At 66.6% G+C, this 22,358-nt stretch carries 19 protein-coding genes; 15 read left to right on the top strand and 4 right to left on the bottom strand.

Annotated elements, in window-relative coordinates:
- Positions 1–20 precede the first annotated feature (20 nt).
- Positions 21–860 (top strand): 3',5'-cyclic-AMP phosphodiesterase, encoded by an 840-nt coding sequence (gene cpdA, locus NGK62_RS12580; RefSeq protein WP_059376857.1) that lies wholly within the window; start codon positions 21–23, stop codon positions 858–860.
- A 343-nt stretch (positions 861–1,203) separates the two neighbouring features.
- On the opposite strand, the gene rpoH is transcribed toward cpdA, so the two are convergent.
- The 3 genes from rpoH to fghA form a co-directional block, all read right to left on the bottom strand.
- The gene (rpoH, locus tag NGK62_RS12575; RefSeq protein ID WP_373429037.1) at positions 1,204–2,088 is read right to left on the bottom strand and encodes an RNA polymerase sigma factor RpoH; all 885 of its coding nucleotides are present in this window, start codon (positions 2,086–2,088) and stop codon (positions 1,204–1,206) included.
- 214 nt (positions 2,089–2,302) lie between these two features.
- Positions 2,303–2,992, bottom strand: coding sequence for a hypothetical protein (locus NGK62_RS12570; protein WP_251878521.1), 690 nt, complete (start codon positions 2,990–2,992; stop codon positions 2,303–2,305).
- 93 nt (positions 2,993–3,085) lie between these two features.
- On the bottom strand, positions 3,086–3,952 hold the full coding sequence (gene fghA / locus NGK62_RS12565) for an S-formylglutathione hydrolase (RefSeq protein ID WP_059376850.1): 867 nt from the start codon (positions 3,950–3,952) through the stop codon (positions 3,086–3,088).
- Between the two features lie 234 nt (positions 3,953–4,186).
- On the opposite strand from fghA, the gene NGK62_RS12560 reads away from it, so the two are divergent.
- From NGK62_RS12560 to NGK62_RS12545, 4 genes are all read left to right on the top strand, one after another.
- Complete coding sequence (locus tag NGK62_RS12560) at positions 4,187–4,948, top strand: hypothetical protein (RefSeq protein WP_059376848.1); 762 nt, start codon at positions 4,187–4,189, stop codon at positions 4,946–4,948.
- 368 nt (positions 4,949–5,316) lie between these two features.
- Positions 5,317–10,056 carry a glutamate synthase-related protein gene (locus tag NGK62_RS12555; protein WP_059376846.1) on the top strand — a complete coding sequence of 1,580 codons (4,740 nt, stop codon included), beginning with the start codon at positions 5,317–5,319 and terminating at the stop codon, positions 10,054–10,056.
- Positions 10,057–10,064: 8 nt separating this feature from the next.
- Positions 10,065–11,531, top strand: coding sequence for a glutamate synthase subunit beta (locus NGK62_RS12550; protein WP_054455468.1), 1,467 nt, complete (start codon positions 10,065–10,067; stop codon positions 11,529–11,531).
- A gap of 194 nt (positions 11,532–11,725) precedes the next feature.
- The gene (locus NGK62_RS12545) at positions 11,726–12,364 is read left to right on the top strand and encodes an OmpW/AlkL family protein (protein ID WP_059376841.1); all 639 of its coding nucleotides are present in this window, start codon (positions 11,726–11,728) and stop codon (positions 12,362–12,364) included.
- 34 nt (positions 12,365–12,398) lie between these two features.
- On the opposite strand, the gene NGK62_RS12540 is transcribed toward NGK62_RS12545, so the two are convergent.
- Positions 12,399–13,271 carry a LysR family transcriptional regulator gene (locus NGK62_RS12540; RefSeq protein WP_251878519.1) on the bottom strand — a complete coding sequence of 291 codons (873 nt, stop codon included), beginning with the start codon at positions 13,269–13,271 and terminating at the stop codon, positions 12,399–12,401.
- A 65-nt stretch (positions 13,272–13,336) separates the two neighbouring features.
- On the opposite strand from NGK62_RS12540, the gene NGK62_RS12535 reads away from it, so the two are divergent.
- The 10 genes from NGK62_RS12535 (at position 13,337) to NGK62_RS12490 (ending at position 22,356) form a co-directional block, all read left to right on the top strand.
- Positions 13,337–14,557 carry a YbfB/YjiJ family MFS transporter gene (locus NGK62_RS12535; protein ID WP_251878517.1) on the top strand — a complete coding sequence of 407 codons (1,221 nt, stop codon included), beginning with the start codon at positions 13,337–13,339 and terminating at the stop codon, positions 14,555–14,557.
- 23 nt (positions 14,558–14,580) lie between these two features.
- Positions 14,581–15,558 (top strand): Bug family tripartite tricarboxylate transporter substrate binding protein, encoded by a 978-nt coding sequence (locus tag NGK62_RS12530; protein ID WP_251878515.1) that lies wholly within the window; start codon positions 14,581–14,583, stop codon positions 15,556–15,558.
- A gap of 18 nt (positions 15,559–15,576) precedes the next feature.
- On the top strand, positions 15,577–16,638 hold the full coding sequence (locus NGK62_RS12525) for an NAD(P)H-dependent flavin oxidoreductase (RefSeq protein ID WP_251878513.1): 1,062 nt from the start codon (positions 15,577–15,579) through the stop codon (positions 16,636–16,638).
- Positions 16,639–16,880: 242 nt separating this feature from the next.
- Positions 16,881–17,717, top strand: coding sequence for an ABC transporter ATP-binding protein (locus tag NGK62_RS12520; RefSeq protein WP_118933493.1), 837 nt, complete (start codon positions 16,881–16,883; stop codon positions 17,715–17,717).
- Positions 17,714–18,502 carry a lipid asymmetry maintenance ABC transporter permease subunit MlaE gene (gene mlaE / locus NGK62_RS12515; RefSeq protein ID WP_013390959.1) on the top strand — a complete coding sequence of 263 codons (789 nt, stop codon included), beginning with the start codon at positions 17,714–17,716 and terminating at the stop codon, positions 18,500–18,502. Before NGK62_RS12520 ends, mlaE begins: the two co-directional genes overlap by 4 nt.
- A 12-nt stretch (positions 18,503–18,514) precedes the next feature.
- Positions 18,515–19,012: an outer membrane lipid asymmetry maintenance protein MlaD gene (mlaD, locus tag NGK62_RS12510; protein WP_059376825.1), complete on the top strand. Its 498-nt coding sequence runs from the start codon at positions 18,515–18,517 to the stop codon at positions 19,010–19,012.
- A gap of 81 nt (positions 19,013–19,093) precedes the next feature.
- Positions 19,094–19,900 carry an MlaA family lipoprotein gene (locus NGK62_RS12505; RefSeq protein WP_059376823.1) on the top strand — a complete coding sequence of 269 codons (807 nt, stop codon included), beginning with the start codon at positions 19,094–19,096 and terminating at the stop codon, positions 19,898–19,900.
- A gap of 38 nt (positions 19,901–19,938) precedes the next feature.
- A complete protein-coding gene (locus tag NGK62_RS12500; RefSeq protein ID WP_059376820.1) occupies positions 19,939–20,565 on the top strand; it encodes an MlaC/ttg2D family ABC transporter substrate-binding protein in 627 nt (208 codons plus the stop codon).
- 169 nt (positions 20,566–20,734) lie between these two features.
- On the top strand, positions 20,735–21,547 hold the full coding sequence (locus NGK62_RS12495) for an ABC transporter ATP-binding protein (protein ID WP_059376817.1): 813 nt from the start codon (positions 20,735–20,737) through the stop codon (positions 21,545–21,547).
- On the top strand, positions 21,544–22,356 hold the full coding sequence (locus NGK62_RS12490) for an ABC transporter permease (RefSeq protein ID WP_118933486.1): 813 nt from the start codon (positions 21,544–21,546) through the stop codon (positions 22,354–22,356). Before NGK62_RS12495 ends, NGK62_RS12490 begins: the two co-directional genes overlap by 4 nt.
- The last annotated feature ends 2 nt before the right edge of the window (positions 22,357–22,358 follow it).

The following is a 22,358-nucleotide window of genomic DNA, read 5'->3' as shown; positions in this document are numbered from 1 at the left end:
AAACTTTGCAGGAGCGGCACTTGGCCCGGATTCATTCCCTGACCCGGCGCGACGACGCGCCCGCCATGCTGGTCCAGCTGACCGACAGCCATCTGTTCGGCGAACCTGAAACCTCGATGCTGGGCGTCAACACGGACGCCAGCCTGCGCGCGGTGCTGCGCCAGATCGAGGCGGACGGCAAGCATCCCGATCTGCTGCTGGCGACCGGCGACATGTCCCAGGACGGCGAGGCCGCAGCCTATCGCCGGCTGGCGCGCGTCCTGTCCGAGGCGCCGGCGCTGGCGCAGGCCTGCATCCGCTGTCTGCCCGGCAACCATGATCTGCCGGCCGTGATGCGCCAGGAACTGCCGCAATGGTCGGTCCCGGTGACGGACGTGGGCGCCTGGCGCGTGGTCACGCTGGACACCACCGTGCCCGGTTCCAACGCCGGCCATCTGCCCGCGAGCCAGCTCGACCTGCTGGAGGCCGCGCTGGCCGAGGCTCCGGGCCGCCACACGCTGGTCGCCATGCATCACAACCCCATGCAGATCGACAGCCATTGGCACGATTCGATGATGATCGACAACCCGCAGGCCCTGTTCAAGCTGCTGGCGCGCTGGCCGCAGGTCCGCGTGCTGCTGTGGGGCCATGTGCACCATGAGTTCGACCGCCGCCGCCACAACCTGCGCCTGCTGGCCACGCCGTCGACCTGCTTCCAGTTCAGCATCCGCGACGGCAAGCACGTGGTGGACAACATGGCGCCCGGCTACCGCTGGATCAAGCTGTACCAGGACGGTTCGATGGCGACCGGCGTACGGCGCGTGCAGGACGCGCTGTGGCATGGCGCCATGACGGCCTCCGACAACGCCCAGGCGGCCTAGACAAGCCGCGCTTCTTGCTCCGGCTGCGCACGGCGTTGGCCGCTTGAGTTCTGTGCAAGCGCAAACCGGACGCGCATAAAAAACGGGGCACCAGGTATGCATGGTGCCCCGCAAGCATCCGTCTCATAGGGGAGGGGAAAGAGGAGAAGCCGAGACGGATGACAAGACTGCTAACCGAAGTTCGCGGTCTACATGAAGTTAGGCGGTGCGATCCTCATTAAGTTTCTCGCGCCGCGCAAAATTTCCGCCCGAATTTGTATCAATATATTCATGCGCGGCCGCGGCGCGCCGGAAAAGCAAAAGGGCCGCTGATCGCGGCCCTTCGCATGGTTCGACAAGCGCCTCAAGAGGCCAGGTTGCCGCGCATCTTCTTCAGGGCGGCCGCTTCGATCTGGCGGATGCGCTCGGCCGACACGCCGAACTCCTGCGCCAGTTCGTGCAGCGTGGCGCCGCCGTCGTCCTGCAGCCAGCGGGCCTCGACGATGCGGCGCGAACGCGGATCCAGCGCTTGCAGCGCGTCGGTCAGGCCGGCGCTTTGCAGCTGGTCGCGGGCGGCGCGTTCCAGCACCCGGGTGGGTTCCTGGCGGCCCTCGTCGGACAGGTAGGCGATGGGCGCGTAGCTGTCATCGTCATCGTCCTGGTTTTCCAGCGACATGTCGCGGCCGGACAGGCGCACTTCCATTTCGCTCACGTCTTCGCGGCGCACGTTCAGTTCGCGCGCGATGTGGTCGACCTGTTCCGGATCCAGCGTCTGGCCGTCGGGGCGCATGCTGCGCAGGTTGAAGAACAGCTTGCGCTGGGCCTTGGTGGTCGCGACCTTCACCAGCCGCCAGTTGCGGATGATGTACTCGTGAATTTCGGCCTTGATCCAGTGCACGGCGAACGACACCAGGCGCACGCCGCGCTCGGGGTCGAAGCGCTTGACGGCCTTCATCAGGCCCACGTTGCCTTCCTGGATGAGGTCGGCATGCGGCAATCCATAGCCCAGGTACTGACGCGCCACCGACACCACCAGGCGCAGGTGCGACAGAATCAGTTCACGCGCGGCGCCCAGGTCTTCCTGGTCGCGCAGGCGGCGGCCTAGCTCGGTTTCACGTTCCGCGGACAAGACCGGCAGGCGGTTGACCGAGGAGATATAAGCGTCGATCGTGCCAAGTGCGCCCGGATTGGCAATGGCCAACGCCAGGGCGTTGCCGGTAGCGGCCAACGAGGTACTGGGTTGCTTCATAGCGGGGGTCTCCGGATGGCGAAGGGATAACGACATGGATTCGATGTTAGCACTCTAGTATTGGGAGTGCTAATTCGACTATTGCGACGCGTCAAAGTTTCATTCGTCGCATTGCGTCCCCGTTTATTTTTTTCGGGGTGGTTTGCCGCCATGGGACAAACGAGCGCTGCCGGCGGATGGCCAGCCCGTGATCCGGACGCGGCTGCGGCTTGCCCTACCAGCCCAGCCGCTTCAAGCCCTCGGCCGTAGCTTCGCCGTCGGGCCGCACGAACAGCGCCCCGCGCGGATCCATCAACACCTGGTAGCGGGCGCCATCGAACAGCGGCATATACGCAGCGCTGCCAAATTGGACATCGACGAACGGGAACCAGTTCGGGAAATTCTTCTTCAGCGATGCCAGATCCGGCGCCGGCCAGTCGTCCAGCGCGTGGACCGAGCGCGTGGCCGAGGCTTCCCGCGCCGCATCGCTATAGCGGCCGGACAGGCGCTCCAGCCGGTACAGCGGCGGCACGCCGGCCATCAGCGCCGGCAGGCGCCAGCGCACGACCCGCGCATCGATCTGCCACTGATCCCCGTAGAGGACGTACTGCTTGGTGCCGGTGCCAGGTGCGCTGGCGCTGAGCTGGAACTGGCCGTCGGCCACCTGCCGAACTTCAATATGCGCCACCGGCTCATCGGTCGTCAGGCGGAAGAATTGCACCAGCGAAAGGGCCAGCAGGCCCGATACGCATCCCAGCAGCACCAGCATCAGGCCGAACAGGCGGCGCACCGGCCGGAACTGGAACATCCTGCGGCCGCGCTCGTCTCGCGGGCCGCCGCGGCCCAGCAGCATGACGATGCCCGGCAGCAGGACGACGACGGCGCCCAGCAGTATCCAGACGAAGGGAGCGATTCCGTTGATCAAATCAGGCGTTCCTATTGAGCACAGACCGCAGGCGGCGCGCCGGGGCGCGCAAGCAGCCTGCCGCGGCAGGCCCGCCAGTATAGAAGCGCGCCCTCAGGGCGCCGGTTTTCCAAGCCGCTCGACGTGAAACCGGATGTGATCCTCGATGAACGTCGAGATGAAGTAGTAGCCATGGTCGTAGCCCGGATGGCGCCGCAGGTCCAGCGGCTGGCCAGCGGCGGCGCAGGCTGCCTCGAATACCTCGGGATACAACTGTTCGGCCAGGAATTGATCCGATTCGCCTTGATCGATCAGGATGCCAGCGGGAAACGGGTTGGTGGCGCCGCGCATCAGCGCGGATGCGTCGTACGCGGCCCAATCCTCGGTCCTGTCGCCCAGGTAGGCGCCGAACGCCTTCTTGCCCCAGGGGCACTGGCTGGGCGCGGCGATGGGCGCAAACGCCGACACCGAGCGGAACTTGCCGGGGTTGCGCAGCGCCAGCACCAGCGCGCCGTGGCCGCCCATGGAATGGCCGAAGATGCCGGTGCGCGACGCGTCGCCGGGCAGGGCCTCGCCCGTGACGATGCCGTGCAGTTCCTGCGTCACGTAGCTGTACATGCGGTAGCGGTCGCGCCAGGCGGGGGTGGTGGCGTCCACGTAGAAGCCCGCGCCGGTGCCCAGGTCCCAGCTTTCGTCCTCGCCGGCCACGTTGGCGCCGCGCGGGCTGGTGTCCGGGGCGACCAGCATGACGCCAAGCTCGGCGGCCAGGCGCTGGGCGCCCGCCTTGATCATGAAGGTCTCTTCCGTGCAGGTCAGGCCCGCCAGGTAGAAGAGCACCGGAACCGGGCCTTGCTCGGCCTGCGGCGGCAGGTAGACGGAGAAGCGCATGGGCAGGCCGATCTCCGCGGACTCGTGGCGGTAATAGCGCTGCCAGCCGCCGAAGCAGCGATGCTGCGAAATGAGTTCCAGGGCGACTGCCATTGCTTTCCTCCGGTCGGAATGATGGGAAAGAACGTCTCGCGGATTAGGGGATATCCACGGTACGACGTTCCGTCGCCGAATGTTAACCTGGGCTTTATGGGGTACGAACGACAGAAAAAAAGCGATTTCCTGCCCTGACCATGATCACGGGACTTGACCAGCGCCCACCGTGGCACTATTTATATACCGTGAGCGAAGACAACCCGTTCTTCCAAATACGCAAGTCCTGACACTATGGCCCGTCTGCCCCGTCTGTACGCCCCTGGGCTGCCCCAACTGGTGCAGGCCAACTTCATCCAGCCGCTGGCGGCGCCGTCGCAGCCCGCGCCGGCCGACATATTGAACCAACTGGCCACGTGGCTGGGCGAATCCGCCCAACGCCACCGAGTCTCGGTTCACGGCTGGCTGCTTGCCAACGACCGCATCCTGCTGCTGGCCACGCCCGCGGACGAGGAAGGCCTGCCGCGCCTGATGCAGACGCTGGGCCGCAACCTTGCGGCGCGCCTGCGCGGCGGCCGGGTCTTCGCCGGCCGCTACCGCTCTGCCTTACTGGAACCGGGCGCCTGGGTGCTGCCGTCGCTGGTCTGGCTCGAAACCTACCCGGTGCGCAGCGGCGCCTCGCAGGATCCCGATTCCTGGCCCTGGTCGTCCGCTTCCAGCCATACCGGCAACACCACCGCTGCGCCCGCGCAATGGCAGTCGGACCACGCGGACTACTGGGCCTGTGGCAATACCCCGTTCGACCGCCAGGCCAATTACCGCAAGCGCTTGCAGGACGGCCTGTCGCGCGAGGAAACGCAGCGCATCGACCAGGCTGTCTCCGGACAATGGGCGCTGGGCGGCCCCGCCTTCATCGCCAGCCTGGCCCATACCGCCAGCCGCCGGGTCGCACCTGGCCAGCGCGGGCGTCCGCGCAAGAAGCCGGCGGCGGCGTCTACCGACGCGGAACCGAGTTCCTCGCCGCCCACCACGACGCCCACGTCGACATCCTCCTGATTACGGACCCGCCTGAACGGCGGGTTCTTTCATTGTGGCGTGCCACTACGGCGCAGACCGCCGTGCGCATTGGCGTTTCCGCAACGCCGACGCCAGCCGCAGCTATCAAAATCCCTCAAATAATTGGGGACATATTATAGGAAAAAAGGCGATTTGTCGCATGAGCGAGCACCTTACTGGTGCATACCCTCCTGGCGAGGCCCATTTGGCGCGGCTCTTGATGCGTCACCGAATTAACCATCAATGACAGTCCATATTAAAAATAGGGGACATACCCTATTTATTCCTATTGCACCCTACTCATGTCGGGGGTATTGTCCGTCTCCTGCACTGCAACATTACGACGCAGGCCCACTGCGGAGCGCGCCATGCCCCAAATTACCCCGATCGACTCCTGTCCCCCGCCCAAGGCGACCCCCATCGATGCCAGCCGCATCGGGCTGCCTTCCGCCCAGGGCCTGTACAACCCCAAGAACGAGCATGACGCCTGCGGCGTCGGTTTCGTCGCCCATATCAAGGGCAAGAAAAGCCACGCCATCATCCAGCAGGGCCTGAAGATCCTGGAAAACCTGGACCACCGCGGCGCGGTCGGCGCGGACAAGCTGATGGGCGACGGCGCCGGCATCCTGATCCAGATTCCCGACGCGCTCTATCGCGACGAGCTCGGCCATCAAGGCATCACGCTGCCGCCTCCCGGCGAGTACGGCGTGGCCATGGTGTTCCTGCCCAAGGAAACGGCCTCGCGCCTGGCCTGCGAACAGGAGCTGGAACGCTCCGTGCGCGCCGAAGGCCAGGTCGTCCTGGGCTGGCGCGACGTGCCGGTGGACGTGGACATGCCCATGTCGCCCGCCGTGCGCGCCTGCGAACCCGTGATCCGCCAGCTGTTCATCGGCCGCGGCGCCGACGTGATGGTGCCGGACGCGCTGGAACGCAAGCTGTACGTGATCCGCAAGACCGCCAGCCACGCCATCCAGAACATGCATCTGGCGCACGGCAAGGAATACTTCGTGCCCTCGGCCTCGGTGCGCACCGTGGTCTACAAGGGCCTGCTGCTGGCCGACCAGGTCGGCCGCTACTACCGCGACCTGGCCGACCCGCGCACGGTGTCGGCCCTGGCGCTGGTGCACCAGCGCTTCTCGACCAACACGTTCCCCGCCTGGCCGCTGGCCCACCCGTACCGCATGATTGCCCACAACGGCGAAATCAACACGGTCAAGGGCAACTTCAACTGGCTGCGCGCGCGCGAAGGCATGATGCAGTCGGCCGTGCTGGGCGACGACCTGAAGAAGCTGTACCCCATCGTCTACGAAGGCCAGTCGGACACCGCCACGTTCGACAACTGCCTGGAACTGCTGGTGAATTCGGGCTACTCGCTGGCCCACGCCATGATGATGATGATCCCGGAAGCCTGGGAGCAGCACACGCAGATGGATGAAAGCCGCCGCGCTTTCTACGAGTACCACGCCGCCATGATGGAACCGTGGGACGGCCCCGCCGCGGTTGCGTTCACCGATGGCCGCCAGATCGGCGCCACGCTGGATCGCAACGGCCTGCGCCCGGCCCGCTACCTGGTCACCGATGACGACATGGTCATCCTGGCTTCCGAAGCCGGCACCCTGTCCATCCCCGAGAACCGCATCGTCAAGAAGTGGCGCCTGCAACCGGGCAAGATGTTCCTGATCGACCTGGAACAGGGCCGCATCATCGACGACGCCGAGATCAAGCTGCAGCTGGCCAACAGCCGGCCGTACCGCCAGTGGATCGAACGTCTGCAGATCAAGCTGGAATCGCTGCCGGCCCCGCGCCAGGCCGCCGTCGCCACGCAGTCGCAGGTGTCGCTGCTGGACCGCCAGCAGGCCTTCGGCTGGACCCAGGAAGACTACAAGTTCATCCTGGAACCGATGGCCACGACGGGCGAGGAAGTCATCGGATCGATGGGCAACGACGCGCCGCTGGCCGTGCTGTCCGATCGCGCCAAGCCGTTCTACAACTACTTCCGCCAATTGTTCGCGCAGGTCACGAACCCGCCGATCGACCCCATCCGCGAACAGCTGGTGATGTCGCTGGTGTCCTTCATCGGCCCCAAGCCGAACCTGCTGGACATCAACAACGTCAACCCGCCGCTGCGCCTGGAAGTGTCGCAGCCGGTGCTGGACTTCGCCGCCATGGCGCAGATCCGCGACATCGAGCAGGTCACGGGCAAGAAGTTCCGCAGCTTCGAGCTGGACATCACCTATCCCGCCGCCTGGGGCCCGGAGGGCATCGAAGCCCGCGTGGCCGCGCTGTGCGCGCGCGCCGTGGACGCGGTGCGCAGCGGCTACAACATCCTGATCGTGTCCGACCGCCTGGTCGACAGCGAGCGCGTGGCCATCCCCGCGCTGCTGGCGACGTCTGCGGTCCACCAGCACCTGATCCGCGCCGGCCTGCGCACCAATACCGGCCTGGTCGTGGAAACCGGCTCGGCGCGCGAAGTGCACCATTTCGCGCTGCTGGGCGGCTACGGCGCAGAAGCCATCCACCCCTACCTGGCGCTGGAATCGCTGGGCAAGATGAACGACCCCGAAAAGGCGGTCAAGAACTTCATCAAGGCCATCGGCAAGGGCCTGAACAAGGTCATGTCCAAGATGGGCATTTCCACCTACATGTCCTATACCGGCGCGCAGATCTTCGAAGCCGTGGGCCTGCAGACCGCGCTGGTGAACAAGTACTTCACCGGCACCGCCTCCAACATCGAAGGCATCGGCATTTTCCAGGTGGCCGAGGAAGCGCTGCGCCAGCACCGCGCCGCCTTCAGCACCGATCCGGTACTGGCCAACGACCTGGACGCGGGCGGCGAATACGCCTATCGCGTACGCGGCGAAGAGCACATGTGGACGCCGGATTCCATCGCCAAGCTGCAGCACGCTTCGCGCGCCAACAACTACCGCACGTACAAGGAGTACGCGCAGATCATCAACGACCAGAGCCGCCGCCACATGACGCTGCGCGGCCTGTTCGAGTTCCGCTTCGATCCGTCGCGCGCGATTCCGCTGGACGACGTCGAATCCGCCAAGGACATCGTCAAGCGTTTCGCCACCGGCGCCATGTCGCTGGGCTCGATCTCCACCGAAGCGCACTCGGTGCTGGCCGTGGCCATGAACCGCATCGGCGGCAAGTCCAACACCGGCGAAGGCGGCGAGGACGAACTGCGCTACCGCGCCGAAATGCGCGAAGGCAAGAGCACCATCAAGGACGGCGACACGCTGGCCTCGGTGCTGGGCTCGGACCGCATCGAAGCGGACGTCGAACTGAAGAAGGGCGATTCGCTGCGTTCGAAGATCAAGCAGGTGGCCTCGGGCCGTTTCGGCGTGACCGCCGAATACCTGTCGTCGGCCGACCAGATCCAGATCAAGATGGCGCAAGGCGCCAAGCCCGGCGAAGGCGGCCAGCTGCCCGGCCACAAGGTGTCGGAATACATCGCCAAGCTGCGCTACTCGGTGCCGGGCGTGGGCCTGATCTCGCCCCCTCCGCACCATGACATCTATTCCATCGAAGACCTGGCCCAGCTGATCCACGACCTGAAGAACGTGAATTCCAAGGCCTCGGTATCGGTCAAGCTGGTGTCGGAAGTCGGCGTGGGCACGGTGGCCGCGGGCGTGGCCAAGGCCAAGGCCGACCATGTCGTGATCGCCGGCCATGACGGCGGCACGGGCGCCTCCCCGGTGTCGTCCATCAAGCACGTGGGCACGCCCTGGGAACTGGGCCTGGCCGAGACGCAGCAGACGCTGGTGCTCAACCGCCTGCGCAGCCGCATCCGCGTGCAGGCCGACGGCCAGATGAAGACCGGCCGCGACGTCGTCATCGGCGCGCTCCTAGGCGCCGACGAGTTCGGCTTCGCGACCGCGCCGCTGGTCGTGGAAGGCTGCATCATGATGCGCAAGTGCCACCTGAACACCTGCCCGGTGGGCGTGGCCACGCAAGACCCGGTCCTGCGCAAGAAATTCCAGGGCAAGCCCGAGCACGTCGTGAACTTCTTCTTCTTCATCGCCGAGGAAGTCCGCGAAATCATGGCCCAGCTGGGCATCCGCAAGTTCGACGACCTGATCGGCCGCGCCGACCTGCTGGACATGCGTTCGGGCGTGGAGCACTGGAAGGCCCAGGGCCTGGACTTCGCCCGCGTGTTCCATCAAACGCAATCCGACGCCGACGTGCGCCAGACCGAAGAGCAGGACCACGGCCTGGCCGGCGCGCTGGACCACCAGTTGATCGAGCGCAGCAAGCCCGCGCTGGAACGCGGCGAGAAGGTCTCGTTCATCGTCCCCGTGCGCAACCGCAACCGCACCATCGGCGCCATGCTGTCGGGCGCGGTGGCCGCGCGCTACGGCCATGATGGCCTGCCGGACGACACCATCCACATCCAGTGCAACGGCACGGCCGGCCAAAGCTTCGGCGCGTTCCTGGCCCACGGCATCACGATGGACCTGGTGGGCGAAGGCAACGACTACGTCGGCAAGGGCCTGTCCGGCGGCCGCATCATCGTGCGCTCGCCCAACGACTTCCGCGGCTTCGGCCCCGACCACATCATCGCCGGCAACACCGTGCTTTACGGCGCGCTGGCGGGCGAGGCGTTCTTCAACGGCGTGGCCGGCGAACGCTTCGCGGTGCGCAACTCGGGCGCGGCCACCGTCGTGGAAGGCACCGGCGACCACGGCTGCGAATACATGACCGGTGGCACCGTCGTGGTGCTGGGCGCCACGGGCCGCAACTTCGCGGCAGGCATGTCGGGCGGCGTGGCCTACGTGTGGGATCCGGAACGCACGCTCAAGCAGCGCGCCAACCTGTCCATGGTCGAACTGGAAAGCATCGTGCCGCACGCGGAACAGCTTGCCCAGAACAACATCGACGTCTGGCACAGCGCGCAGCGCGGCGGTGAACGCGAAACGGACGAAACCATCCTGCGCCGCCTGGTGGAAGACCACTTCCGCTACACCGGCAGCTTCCGCGCCCGCGAAATCCTGGGCGACTGGGAAGCCTCGCGCGGCAAATTCGTGAAAATCATGCCGACGGACTACCGCCGCGCATTGGGTGAAATGTGGCGTGCAGCCAACCCGCAACAACTGGCTGCGTGAGGGATACCATGGGAAAGATTACCGGCTTTATGGAATTTCAGCGTCTGCAGGAGGCCTCCGAGGCCCCGCAGAAGCGGCTGAAGAACTGGCGCGAATTCGTGCTGCACCTGAGCGACGACCAGGCCAAGCAGCAGGCGGCGCGCTGCATGGACTGCGGCATCCCGTTCTGCAACAACGGCTGCCCCGTCAACAACATCATCCCGGACTGGAATGACCTGGTGTACCGGCAGGACTGGAAGCGCGCGCTGGACGTCCTGCACTCCACCAACAACTTCCCCGAGTTCACCGGCCGCATCTGCCCGGCGCCGTGCGAAGCTGCCTGTACCTTGAACATCAACAGCGACGCTGTCGGCATCAAGTCCATCGAGCACGCCATCATCGACAAGGGCTGGGCCGAGGGCTGGGTGTCGCCGCAGGTGCCGGCGCGCAAGACCGGCAAGAAGGTTGCCGTGGTGGGCTCCGGCCCCGCCGGCATGGCGTGCGCGCAGCAGCTGGCCCGCGCCGGCCATTCGGTGACGCTGTTCGAAAAGAGCGACCGCATCGGCGGCCTGCTGCGCTACGGCATCCCCGACTTCAAGCTTGAAAAGCACCAGATCGACCGCCGCATCTCGCAGATGGAAGCCGAGGGCGTGGAGTTCGCGCCGTCGACCTACATCGGCAATCCCAGCGACCCCGTGGCCGACGGCCTGACGGTGCGCACGCCGGAATCGCTGCTGGCCGAGTTCGACGCGGTAGTGATGAGCGGCGGTTCGGAAACGCCGCGTGACCTGCCGGTTCCCGGCCGCGAGCTGTCGGGCGTGTACTTCGCCATGGACTTCCTGCGCCAGCAGAACAAGGCGGTGGCGGGCGACCGGCTCACCAACCAGACGCTGGCCAAGGGCAAGCACGTGGTGGTGATCGGCGGCGGCGACACGGGTTCCGACTGCGTCGGCACCAGCAACCGCCACGGCGCAGCCTCGGTCACGCAATTCGAGCTGATGCCCCAGCCGCCGGAAAGCGAAAACAAGACCATGACCTGGCCGTACTGGCCGTTGAAAATGCGCACCTCCTCTTCGCACGAAGAGGGCTGCGAGCGCGACTGGTCCGTGACCACCAAGCTGCTCCAGGGCAGCAATGGCAAGGTCGAAAAGCTGATCGGCGCGCGCGTCGAATGGTTCAAGGACGAAGCCACCGGCCAAATGAAGATGCGCGAAGTCGAAGGCTCTGAATTCGAGATCAAGGCCGACCTGGTGCTGCTGGCCATGGGCTTCGTGTCGCCCGTGCAGACGGTGCTGGACGCCTTCGGCGTGGACCGCGATGCGCGCGGCAACGTGCGCGCCAATACCGACGACTACCGCACCAACGTCGAGAAGGTCTTCACCGCCGGCGACATGCGTCGCGGCCAGTCCCTGGTGGTCTGGGCCATCCGCGAAGGACGCCAGTGCGCGCGCTCGGTGGACGCCTACCTCATGGGCAGCAGCGAACTGCCGCGCTGATCGCCACGATCAGGCTCAACCGGATCGCCGCCGAGCGCATTGCGCCGGCGGCGATTTTTTTGCCTGCCCTCCGGCCTGTTGCAACATAACCACTTTCCGATTGCGGTCTTTTCACGATTTGACACACATCAAGCGGGCCGGACGCCAGGTTTGAGAACCTGTCGTCTCACCCAATGGAAAGATCGGAGAAGAGAATGTTTTCGCTGAACGGCCGTATCCGCGCCACCGCCATCGCCGGCCTGCTCGCCGCTGGCACGCTCGCCGCCCCCGCGCACGCCCACGAAGCGGGCGACGTGCTGTTCAAGGTCGGCGTGACGCAGGTCCGCCCCTCGTCCAACAACGGCACCGTGCTCAATGGCAGCGTCGGACTCGACGTGAGCAACAACGTGCGCCCGAGCTTCACGCTGACCTACATGGCCACGCGCAACATCGGTATCGAACTGCTGGGCGCCTGGCCCTTCCAGCATGACGTCAGCGGCAGCGGCCTGGGCAAGATCGGCTCGACCAAGCAATTGCCGCCGACGCTGAGCCTGCAATGGCACATCCTGCCCGACAGCATGATCCAGCCGTACATCGGCGTGGGCATCAACTACACCCACTTCTTCGACACCCAGGCCGAAGGCGCGCTGAAGGGCTCGGACCTGAAGCTGGGCGACTCCTGGGGCGTGGCCGCGCAGCTGGGCGCGGACTTCAAGATCAACGAGCGCTGGTTCATGAACGCGGACATCCGCTACATCGACATCCGCTCCAAGGTGAAGCTGGACGGCCAGCACATCGGTACCGCGCGCATCGATCCGTGGGTCGCGACGCTGGGCGTCGGCTACCGCTTCTAAGCGCAAAAGGGCCGCGCATCACGCGCGGCATGCCTCAGCCTTGCGGCGAATCGAGCTTGTGCCGCAGGGCCTGCAAGGCCGGCGTGTCGTCATCGGCGCGCCAGACCAGCTGAGTCAGGGCCCTGCCATGCGAGCCGGACAGGGCGCCGATGCGCACTGTGTGCTCCGCCCCCAGCACCGCCAGCACCGAACGCGGCACGATGGCCACGCCCGAACCCGCCGCCACACAGGCGACGATGGCGTGGTACGAGGCGAACTCCATCACCTTGCCCGGCGCGACGCCTTCCTGGTTCAGCCAGGACTCCAGGATGCGCCGATATGAGCATCCCGCCGCGAAGGCGATCACGCTGCGCTCTCCCAGATCCTTGGGGCTGTCGATCGGGTCCCAGGCCAAGGGCGAAATCAGCGCCAGTTCTTCCTTGAACGCATCCATCACCGCCAAGCCCTCGGCCGGAAAGGGCTGCGCCACGAACGCGGCCTCGATCTCGTAGTTGCGCACCTTGGCTGCCAACGCCCCCGACGTGCCGGTCACCAGTTCGATCCGCACTTGCGGCCAGGCCGCGTGATAGGCCGCCAGAATGGGCGGCAGGCGCGCGGCGGCCGTACTTTCCATGGTGCCGATGCGCAGCACGCCCTGCGGGGAACCGTCGCGTACCGCGGCCTGGGCTTCGTCAGCAAGGCGCAGCAGGCGGTCGGCATAGGACAACAACACCCGCCCCTGGTCCGACAGCACCAGCCGGCGATTCTGGCGCCGGAACAGCGGCGCCTCCAGCGAGGCCTCCAGCTGCTTCAGGCGCGTCGACACATTGGACTGCACGCGGTTCAGGTGGGCAGCGGCGCGCGCCACGCCGCCCTGATCGGCAACCGCCTTGAAGATCTGCAGCGCATCGAGGTCCAAGTTTCTCATTTTGAGAACTCGCTATCTTAATAATTCACTATTAATGATATTAGTACAGCCGTAGAGTAAGGGCCATGTCAACGCCCATTTACCCTTCCGCCTCGCGCGGCGCCGCCGCCCTGGCATGGCCCGCAGCGCTGGCCCTGGCCGCCGCCATGGGCATAGGCCGGTTCGCCTTCACGCCGGTCTGGCCCCTGATGGCGCAGGAGGCCGGGCTGTCGCTGGCGCAGGGCGGCTGGCTGGCCTCCGCCAATTACGTGGGCTATCTGCTGGGTGCGCTGGCGGCGGTCGCCTGGCCCATCCGCCGGTTGCGCGGCACGCTGGCGGCCAGCCTGCTTGCGGTGGCGCTGCTGACGCTGGCCATGCCGCTCTGGCACGGCATGGCAATGTGGTGCGCGCTGCGGCTGGCCGCAGGCTACGCCAGCGCCAGCGCCTTCATCTGCGTGGCGGCATGGCGGGCGGTGCCTGCGGGCGATCCGCGCGAGGCGGGCGCGTCCGCCGTGACCTACGCCGGCGTGGGCGCGGGCATTGCGCTGACGGGGCTGGCCTGCCTCGCGCTGGCGGCGTGGGGCGCGCGCGCCGACACGGTCTGGATCGCGCTGGGGGGGCTGGCGCTGGCGCTGTCCGCAATCGCCTGGTCAGGGCTGCGCCGCCAAGCCACGCCAATGCCGGCGCGATCGGCCAGCGCGGCTCACGCCGCCCGGCTGCCGCGCGACATCCCTACGCTGGCGCTGCACTACGGCGCGTTCGGCGTGGGCTACATCGTCCCAGCCACCTTCCTGCCGGCGATGGCCAAGGAAATCATTCCCGACCCGGCCATCTTCGGCTGGGCCTGGCCCCTGTTCGGCCTGGCCGCGGCGGTGTCCTGCCTGCTGGTGCCTCGCCTGGCGCGGGGCCGCGACAGCGTGCAAATCTGGCGCGCCGCCCAGGCTCTCATGGCGCTGGGCATGCTGGCCGTGGCCGTCTGGCACCACATCGCCGCCGTGATCGTGGCCGCAGTGCTGGTGGGCGGCACCTTCATGGTGATCACGCAGGCGGGCATGCTGGCCGCCAGACGCTCGGCGGGTGCCTCCGCGCCGCGCGCGGCAGCCCTCATGACCGCGGCTTTCGCCGCCGGGCAGATCCTGGGACCGCTGCTGGCGTCCTGGGCCGCGCAGTGGAGCGTCGGCCTGCCGCAGGTGCTGGCGGCCAGCGCCGCGCTGCTGATGCTATCCGCGTGGCGCTTGGGAAAGATCACGACAGATGACAATGCCGCTGGGCATAATGCGATCGGCCCGCGGGCCCGTTCACACTAAAAACAAAACCAGGAGTCATCTGCATGAAATTGTTGCGTCCCCTTATTGTCGCCCTGGCAGCCGCCACCGCCTTCAGCGGCGCCGCCCAGGCCCAGACCCCCGACTGGCCGGCCAAGCCCATCACCATGATCGTGCCCTACGCGCCGGGCGGCTTCGCCGACACCCGCGTGCGCCTCCTGGCCCGCAAGCTGGGCGACTCGCTGGGCCAGCCTATCGTGGTCGAGAACAAGGCGGGCGCGGGCGGCGTGGTCGGCACCAACCTGATCGCGCGCGCCGCGCCCGACGGCTACACCATCGGCACGGGCAACCTGGCGCCCATGGCGGTCAACCCGACGCTGATGAAGGACATGCCCTACGATCCGCGGAAGGATCTGGCCCCGATCATCTTGATCGAGAACAGCCCGCTGGTGCTGAGCGTGAACAACGAGCTGCCCGTGAAGACGCTGGCGGACCTGATCGCGCTGGCCAAGAAGCAGCCCGGCAAGCTGTCGTTCGGCTCGTCCGGCGTGGGCGGCGCGCACCACCTGTCCGGCGAAATGTTCCGCGAGCAGGCCAAGATCGACATCGTCCACGTCCCGTACAAGGGCGGCAGCCTGGCGGCGACCGACCTCATGGGCGGGCATATCTCGATGATGTTCGAAATGGGCTATTCCGCGCTGCCCGCGATCCAGGGCGCCAAGATCCACCCCATCGCGGTCACCTCCGCCAAGCGCCTGGCCGTGCTGCCCGACGTGCCGACCATGGCCGAATCCGGTCTGCCGGGCTTCGAGTCCTATAACTGGCAGGGCATCGTCGCCCCCGCCGGCACGCCCGCGCCCATCATCGCCAAGCTCAATGCCGAGTTCAACCGCATCCTGAAGGAACCGGACGTGCAAAAGGCCATCGCCGACACCGGCAGCCAGGCCGGCGGCGGCACGCCCGAGGAATTCGGCGCCTTCATCAAGAGCGAAACCGAGAAGTGGGCCCACGTCATCAAGGCTGGGAACATCCAGCTTCAGTAACCTTCCAGGAGAAATTCCATGGCTACCCGTCTGATTGATCTGCTCAAGCTGCACCATCCCATCGTCCAGGCCCCCATGGCCGGCGGCGCCACGACGGTAGAGCTGATTTCCGAGGCATCGAAGGCGGGAGTCCTGGGGTCGCTCGGGGCGGCCTACATGAGTCCCGAGCAGATCGAAGCGGCGGCGCGCGACATCCGCGCGCGCACGCCGCTGCCGTTCGCCATCAATCTGTTCGCATCGGTGCCGGAAGAACCCATGCGCGGCGACACCGACCGCATGCTGGCGCTGATGGCGCGCTACCACCAGCAGCTGGGCCTTCCGGCTCCCGCCGAGCCCGGCCCGCAGGCCGACCCGCTGCCGCAACAGATCGAGGCCATCCTGCGGGTACGGCCGGCCGTCTTCAGCTTCACCTTCGGCCGCATGCCGGCCGCGGCCATCGCGCGCTGCCGCGAGCTGGGGATCCTGACCGTGGGTACCGCCACCACCGTGCGCGAGGCGGTCGCGCTGGAACAGGACGGCGTGGACGCCATCGTGGCGCAGGGCGCCGAGGCCGGCGGCCACCGCGGCACCTTCCTGGGCGGCTTCGAGGAATCGTTGATCGGCACCATGGCGCTGGTGCCACAGGTCGCCGACGCAGTATCCGTCCCTGTTATTGCGTCCGGCGGCATCATGGACGGCCGCGGCATCGCCGCCGCGCTGGCCCTGGGCGCCGATCTGGCACAAATGGGGACGGCCTTTCTGACCACCACGGAATCCGGCATCAATGAAGCCTACAAGGCGCTGCTGCCTGCCTCCCGCGCGGAGCAATCGCGCGTGACCCGGGCGTTCTCGGGACGGCCCGCCCGCGGCATCGAAAACGCCTTCATGCGCGAGGCCGACGCCATCGCGGCCGACATCCTGCCGTACCCCCTGCAGAACGCGCTGACGCGCCCCATGCGCACGGCGGGCGGCAAGGCCGGCAACACCGATGTGCTGTCCCTGTGGGCCGGCCAGGGCGCGCCGCTCGCGCGGCGCGAGAGCACCGCCGACCTGGTCGCGCGGCTGGTCCGGGAGACCGCGGCGGCACAGGCGCGGCGCTAAGCATATTGTTCCCTGAACCGAAAACACTGTTCCACGCGCGGGCTATCGCGTTGTGATTACAAAGCGTCGGGCTACAATGGCGCCTCGCCGCCGGGAGCCCAGGCCTAGTCTCGCCCCCGGCATATGAGTAACAGGGCGCTTCCCGACGCCGCCTGTCTTCGCCGCGCCGGCTATGAATTTTGCCGGTTGCATCGACCGGACAGCAGGGCAAGCTCCGCCGCCGAAACACCCTTTCGTTGCCCATGCCCGCTCAAACCAGCAAGACCCCGGACTTCGCCCTGCGCCTGGAAGGTGTGGCGCTAGGCTATGGTGATTTCACCGTCTTGCGCGACATTTCCATGGACGTGCGCGCCGGCCAGGTCGTCGCCATCATGGGCGGCTCCGGTTCGGGCAAGACCACGCTGTTGCGCGCGGCCACCGGCCAGCTCACCGCGCAGCGGGGCCGGGTGCTGGCCTTCGGCCAGGACATGGCCCATGTCAGCCGCACCGAACTGCAATCGCTGCGCAAGCGCATGGGCGTCCTATTTCAGCAGGGCGCGCTTTTCACCGACCTGAACGTGTTCGAGAACGTGGCCTTCCCGCTGCGCGAACACACCACACTGGCGGAACCCGAAGTCACCGAGCGCGTGCTGGATAAGCTCGACGCCGTCGGCCTGCGCGCAGCCGCGCACCTGAAAGTGGCGGAAATCTCCGGCGGCATGGCCCGGCGCGTGGCACTGGCCCGCGCCGTGGTGCTGGAGCCCGAACTCATTCTGTACGACGAACCGTTTGCGGGGCTGGACCCGATCTCGCTGGGCATCACCGCCCGCCTGATCCGCAACCTGGCCGACCGGCTCGGCTGCGCCTCGGTGCTGATCACGCACGACGTGCATGAATCGTTCGCCATCGCGGACCAGGTGTACCTGGTCGGGCAGGGCAAGCTTGCCGCCGCCGGCACGCCGGAAATGCTGTCGGCCTCGCAAGACCCCTACGTGCAGCAGTTCCTCAAAGGGGAGCCCGACGGCCCCGTCGCGTTCCAGTATCCCGAAACGCCCGCTTTCAAGAAGTGGCTTTCGCAACAGGAGGGCCGCCGCGCATGAGCGGATCCAACAACGCCATCGGCGCGCTGGGCGGCTGGGTACGCACCCGCGTTTCCGGCATCGGCTACTTCACCCGGTTCTTCGGCGCCATGCTGGCGCGCAGCGGCATTGCGCTGTCGCGTCCGCGGCTGGTGTCGCAGCAGGTCCATTTCATCGGCAACTACTCGCTGCTCATCATTGCCGTCTCCGGCATGTTCGTGGGCTTCGTGCTGGGGCTGCAGGGTTATTACACGCTGAACCGCTACGGTTCGGAAGAAGCGCTGGGCCTGCTGGTGGCCTTGTCGCTGGTGCGGGAACTGGGGCCCGTGGTCACGGCGCTGCTGTTCGCCGGCCGCGCGGGCACCTCGCTCACCGCGGAAATCGGCCTGATGAAAGCCGGCGAGCAACTCGCGGCCATGGAAGTCATGGCCGTCGACCCCATACGCCGCGTGCTGGTGCCGCGCCTGTGGGGCGGCATCATCGCCATGCCCATCCTGGCGGCGGTGTTCTCCATGGTGGGCATCCTGGGCGGCTGGGTCGTGGGCGTGCTGCTGATCGGCGTGGACGCCGGCGCGTTCTGGTCGCAGATGCAAAACGGCGTCGACGTCTGGAAAGACGTGGCCAACGGCGTCATCAAGAGCCTGGTCTTCGGCGTCACGGTGACGCTGGTCGCGCTCTACGAGGGTTGGCAGGCCAAGCCCACCCCGGAAGGCGTTGCCCGCGCGACCACTCGCACCGTGGTGGTGGGCTCCCTGGCGGTACTTGGGCTGGACTTCCTGCTCACCGCCTTGATGTTTGGAAATTGATACGGATCGATCATGTCTCGCGAAAAAACCGACTTCTGGGTAGGCCTGTTTGTATTGCTGGGCGCGGTCGCGCTGGCGTTCCTGGCGTTGCGCGCCGGCAACTTGAGCACCTTTTCTTTCGCCCCGACCTATACGCTGACGGCCAACTTCGATAACGTAGGCGGCCTCAAGGTGCGCGCGCCCGTCAAGAGCGCGGGGGTCGTCGTGGGCCGGGTTGCCGGCATCTCGTTCGATGACAAGACCTTCCAGGCGATCGTCTCGGTCAACCTGGAAACGGCCTATCAGTTCCCCAAGGACACTTCGGCGTCCATCCTGACGTCGGGCCTGCTGGGTGAACAGTACCTGGGCCTGACCGCGGGCAGCGAAGAGGAAAACTTTGTCGACGGCGGCAAGATCCGCTACACGCAAAGCGCCGTGGTGCTTGAACAACTGATCAGCCAGTTCCTGTACGGGTCGGCCGAGAAGCAAGGCTCGAGCGCGTCGGAACCCGCCGCGAAAACGCCAAATTAAAGACAATGCGACAGACGCGGTAACAGCAGCGCGTCCAAGGTACGCAATATCATAAGAATCGTTGATAGGGATGCCCTGATCATGAACAAGAAAGCTATTTGCAGGATTGCCACCGTCGCCGCCGCGGGCGCGCTGATGGCAGGCTGCGCCGCGCCGCAGAACCCGGATCCCCGCGACCCCTGGGAAGGCTTCAACCGGGGCGTGTACAAATTCAACGACACCGTCGACCGCGCCGTCTTCAAGCCGGTGGCGCAGGCCTATACCTTCGTCACGCCGCAGCCGGTGCGCAGCTGCGTGCACAACATCTTCAGCAACGTCGGCGACCTTTGGTCCGGCGCCAACAGCTTCCTGCAGGGCCGCGGCCACGACTTCGTCAACACGCTGGGCCGCTTCCTGTTCAACACCACCATGGGCGTGGGCGGCTGCTTCGACGTCGCCTCGGCCAATGGCGCGCGCCGCATCCCGAACGACTTCGGCACCACGCTGGGCGTGTGGGGCTTCAGCCAGGGTCCGTACCTGGTGCTGCCGTTCTTCGGCTCGTCGTCGGTACGCGACGGCGCTGGCCTGATCGGCGATTACGCCGGCACCACCTACGGCTACATGGGCGTCGATTCCATCGACAACGTCCGCCTGCGCAACTCGCTGTGGGGCCTGCGCGTGGTCGACACGCGCGCCAGCCTGCTGAGCGCCACCGACACCATCGACCGCGTCGCGCTCGATCCCTACAGCTTCGTGCGCGATGCCTATCTGCAGCGCCGCGCCGCCATGGTGCTGGGCCAGAAGGTGGACGACGAGTCCTCGCTGCCCAACTACGAAGACGACGAGGACGCCGCCGCCCCCGCCGCGCAGCCGGCGGCTCAACCCGCGGCGCAACCTGCGGCCAAGTAAGCCGCGGGGTTGCGCCCCAGTACAAGTAAGGAGTTTTGATGCGAGTTTCTTTTGTTTCCCTGCAGCGTCTGGTTTTCACGGGCCTGCTGGCCTTGGGCCTGACCGCCGGCGCGCAGGCCAAACCCGACCCCAACGGTTCTCCCGACCAGTTCGTGCTCGCCACGGCCAATGAGGCCCTGGACGTGCTGAAGGCCGACGGCTCCGTCAAGGCCGGCAACCCCGCCCGCATCAATCAGGTCGTCAACGAGCACATCCTGCCCTACGTCAACTTCCAGAAGACCACGCGCCTGGCCGCTGGCCGCTACTGGCGCCAGGCCAACGACGTGCAGAAAAAGGAACTGGCCGACGCCTTCCGCGGCACGCTGGTGCGCACCTACAGCGGCGCGCTGACCCGCGTCACGTCCAGCACCACGGTGCGCGCGCTGCCGTTCCGCGGCGATCCCAAAGCCGACGACGTGGTGGTGCGCACCCTGATCTCGCAGGGCAACGACCAGCCGGTGGGCGTCGACTACCGCCTGGAAAAGACGGCCCAGGGCTGGAAGATCTACGACATGAACGTCGAAGGCATCTGGCTCATCGAAAACTACCGCAACCAGTTCGCCCAGCAGATCAACCGCGACGGCATCGACGGCCTCATCAAGGCGTTGAACCAACGCAACCAATGACCGGCCTTGCGGCTGTCGCGGCCCGGCGCGCCCTAGTGGCCCGCCGGGCCGATTATTTTAGGGACAGACTAGCCGGATACCCAGGGGAATGCCAGGGCTACCGGCCAGGGCAGCGGCGGCGCGCTTATATAATGATCAATTCGCTCTTTCCGGGCCATTTCCCGCCGTCATGTCCGCCGTCAGTCTAGAAAACGTCTCCAAGGTCTATACCCCGCGCCAGCGCGGCTGGCAGAAGCTGCTCGGGCGCGCGCCCGCCGCCGGCTTCCAGGCGCTGGACAATGTCAGCCTGAACATCGAGCACGGCGAGTTCTTCGGCCTGCTCGGGCCCAATGGCGCCGGCAAGACCACGCTGATCTCGATCCTCGCCGGTCTGGCGCACGCCAGTTCGGGCCGCGCCACGGTCTGTGGATACGACGTCGTGGCCGACTACAAGTCGGCGCGGCGGGCGTTGGGCGTGGTGCCGCAAGAGCTCGTCTACGACCCGTTCTTCACGGTGCGCGAGACCCTGCGCATCCAATCCGGCTATTTCGGCCTGCGCAAGAACGACGACTGGATCGACGAAATCCTGTTCAACCTGGGGCTGGCCGACAAGGCCAACTCCAATATGCGGGCGCTGTCCGGCGGCATGAAGCGCCGCGTGCTGGTGGCCCAGGCGCTGGTGCACCGTCCGCCCGTGATCGTGCTGGACGAACCCACCGCCGGCGTGGACGTGGACCTGCGGCGCACGCTGTGGGAATTCATTTCGCGCCTGAACAGGGCCGGCCACACCATCATGCTGACCACCCACTACCTGGAAGAAGCGGAAGCCCTGTGCGGCCGCATCGCCATGCTCAAGCGCGGCCGCATCGTGGCGCTGGACACCACCCAGGCCCTGATGGCCCGCGTCGGCGGGGTCGACCTGGAAGACGCTTTCGTGCGCATCATGCACGAAGGCGACGAGCAACCCGCGACCGCCCTGCAACCCGAAGAGATCTCGTCATGACCCAGCCCGCCGCGACCGCCAGCCAGCCGCTGGTGCAGCCCCGCCTGGATGCGGGCTCCGGCTTCCCGACCTTGCTGCGCAAGGAATTGCTGCGCTTCTGGAAGGTCAGCTTCCAGACCATCGCCGCGCCCGTCATCACCGCGCTGCTATACCTGCTGGTGTTCGCCCACGTGCTGGAAGGGCGCGTCATGGTGTACGGCAGCGTGCCCTACACGGCGTTCCTGATCCCCGGGCTCATGATGATGAGCATGCTGCAGAACGCCTTCGCCAATCCCTCGTCATCGCTGATCCAGAGCCGCATCACCGGCAACCTGGTCTTCATGCTGCTGCCGCCGCTGTCGCACCGCGACATCTTCGCCGCCTACGTGCTGGCGGCCATCGTGCGCGGCCTCGCGGTCGGGCTGTGCGTGTGGGTGGTGGCGCTGTTCTTTGTCTCGCTGGTCCCCGCCCACCCGCTGTGGCTGGCCGTCTTCGCCGTGCTGGCCTGCGGCATCATGGGCGTGCTGGGCCTGATCGCGGGCCTCTGGTCCGAGAAATTCGACCAGCTCGCGGCCTTCCAGAACTTCCTCATCATGCCGGCCACATTCCTGTCCGGCGTGTTCTATTCCATCCACACGCTCCCCGCCTTCTGGCAGGGCGTGTCCCACTGGAACCCCATCTTCTACACCATCGACGGCTTCCGCTACGGATTCTTCTCGGTGTCGGACGTCTCCCCCTGGCGCAGCCTGGCGGTGGTGACGGGGGTGTTCCTCGCGCTATCGCTCTATGCGCTGCGGCTACTGGCCAGCGGCTACAAACTCAGGAACTGACG

This window comes from Achromobacter sp. Marseille-Q4954, from assembly GCF_943737025.1.
GTDB lineage: Bacteria > Pseudomonadota > Gammaproteobacteria > Burkholderiales > Burkholderiaceae_B > Achromobacter > Achromobacter bronchisepticus_A.
Note: the sequence above shows the minus strand (reverse complement) of the source record. Positions and strands in the feature narration are given on the sequence as shown.

Coding starts and splice junctions, on each gene's coding strand:
- rpoH (WP_373429037.1), bottom strand. CDS start 2,088: ATGAAGCAACCCAGTACCTCGTTGGCCGCTACCGGCAACGCCCTGGCG.
- fghA (WP_059376850.1), bottom strand. CDS start 3,952: ATGGCAGTCGCCCTGGAACTCATTTCGCAGCATCGCTGCTTCGGCGGC.
- NGK62_RS12560 (WP_059376848.1), top strand. CDS start 4,187: ATGGCCCGTCTGCCCCGTCTGTACGCCCCTGGGCTGCCCCAACTGGTG.
- NGK62_RS12555 (WP_059376846.1), top strand. CDS start 5,317: ATGCCCCAAATTACCCCGATCGACTCCTGTCCCCCGCCCAAGGCGACC.
- NGK62_RS12550 (WP_054455468.1), top strand. CDS start 10,065: ATGGGAAAGATTACCGGCTTTATGGAATTTCAGCGTCTGCAGGAGGCC.
- NGK62_RS12545 (WP_059376841.1), top strand. CDS start 11,726: ATGTTTTCGCTGAACGGCCGTATCCGCGCCACCGCCATCGCCGGCCTG.
- NGK62_RS12540 (WP_251878519.1), bottom strand. CDS start 13,271: ATGAGAAACTTGGACCTCGATGCGCTGCAGATCTTCAAGGCGGTTGCC.
- NGK62_RS12535 (WP_251878517.1), top strand. CDS start 13,337: ATGTCAACGCCCATTTACCCTTCCGCCTCGCGCGGCGCCGCCGCCCTG.
- NGK62_RS12530 (WP_251878515.1), top strand. CDS start 14,581: ATGAAATTGTTGCGTCCCCTTATTGTCGCCCTGGCAGCCGCCACCGCC.
- NGK62_RS12525 (WP_251878513.1), top strand. CDS start 15,577: ATGGCTACCCGTCTGATTGATCTGCTCAAGCTGCACCATCCCATCGTC.
- NGK62_RS12520 (WP_118933493.1), top strand. CDS start 16,881: ATGCCCGCTCAAACCAGCAAGACCCCGGACTTCGCCCTGCGCCTGGAA.
- mlaE (WP_013390959.1), top strand. CDS start 17,714: ATGAGCGGATCCAACAACGCCATCGGCGCGCTGGGCGGCTGGGTACGC.
- mlaD (WP_059376825.1), top strand. CDS start 18,515: ATGTCTCGCGAAAAAACCGACTTCTGGGTAGGCCTGTTTGTATTGCTG.
- NGK62_RS12505 (WP_059376823.1), top strand. CDS start 19,094: ATGAACAAGAAAGCTATTTGCAGGATTGCCACCGTCGCCGCCGCGGGC.
- NGK62_RS12500 (WP_059376820.1), top strand. CDS start 19,939: ATGCGAGTTTCTTTTGTTTCCCTGCAGCGTCTGGTTTTCACGGGCCTG.
- NGK62_RS12495 (WP_059376817.1), top strand. CDS start 20,735: ATGTCCGCCGTCAGTCTAGAAAACGTCTCCAAGGTCTATACCCCGCGC.
- NGK62_RS12490 (WP_118933486.1), top strand. CDS start 21,544: ATGACCCAGCCCGCCGCGACCGCCAGCCAGCCGCTGGTGCAGCCCCGC.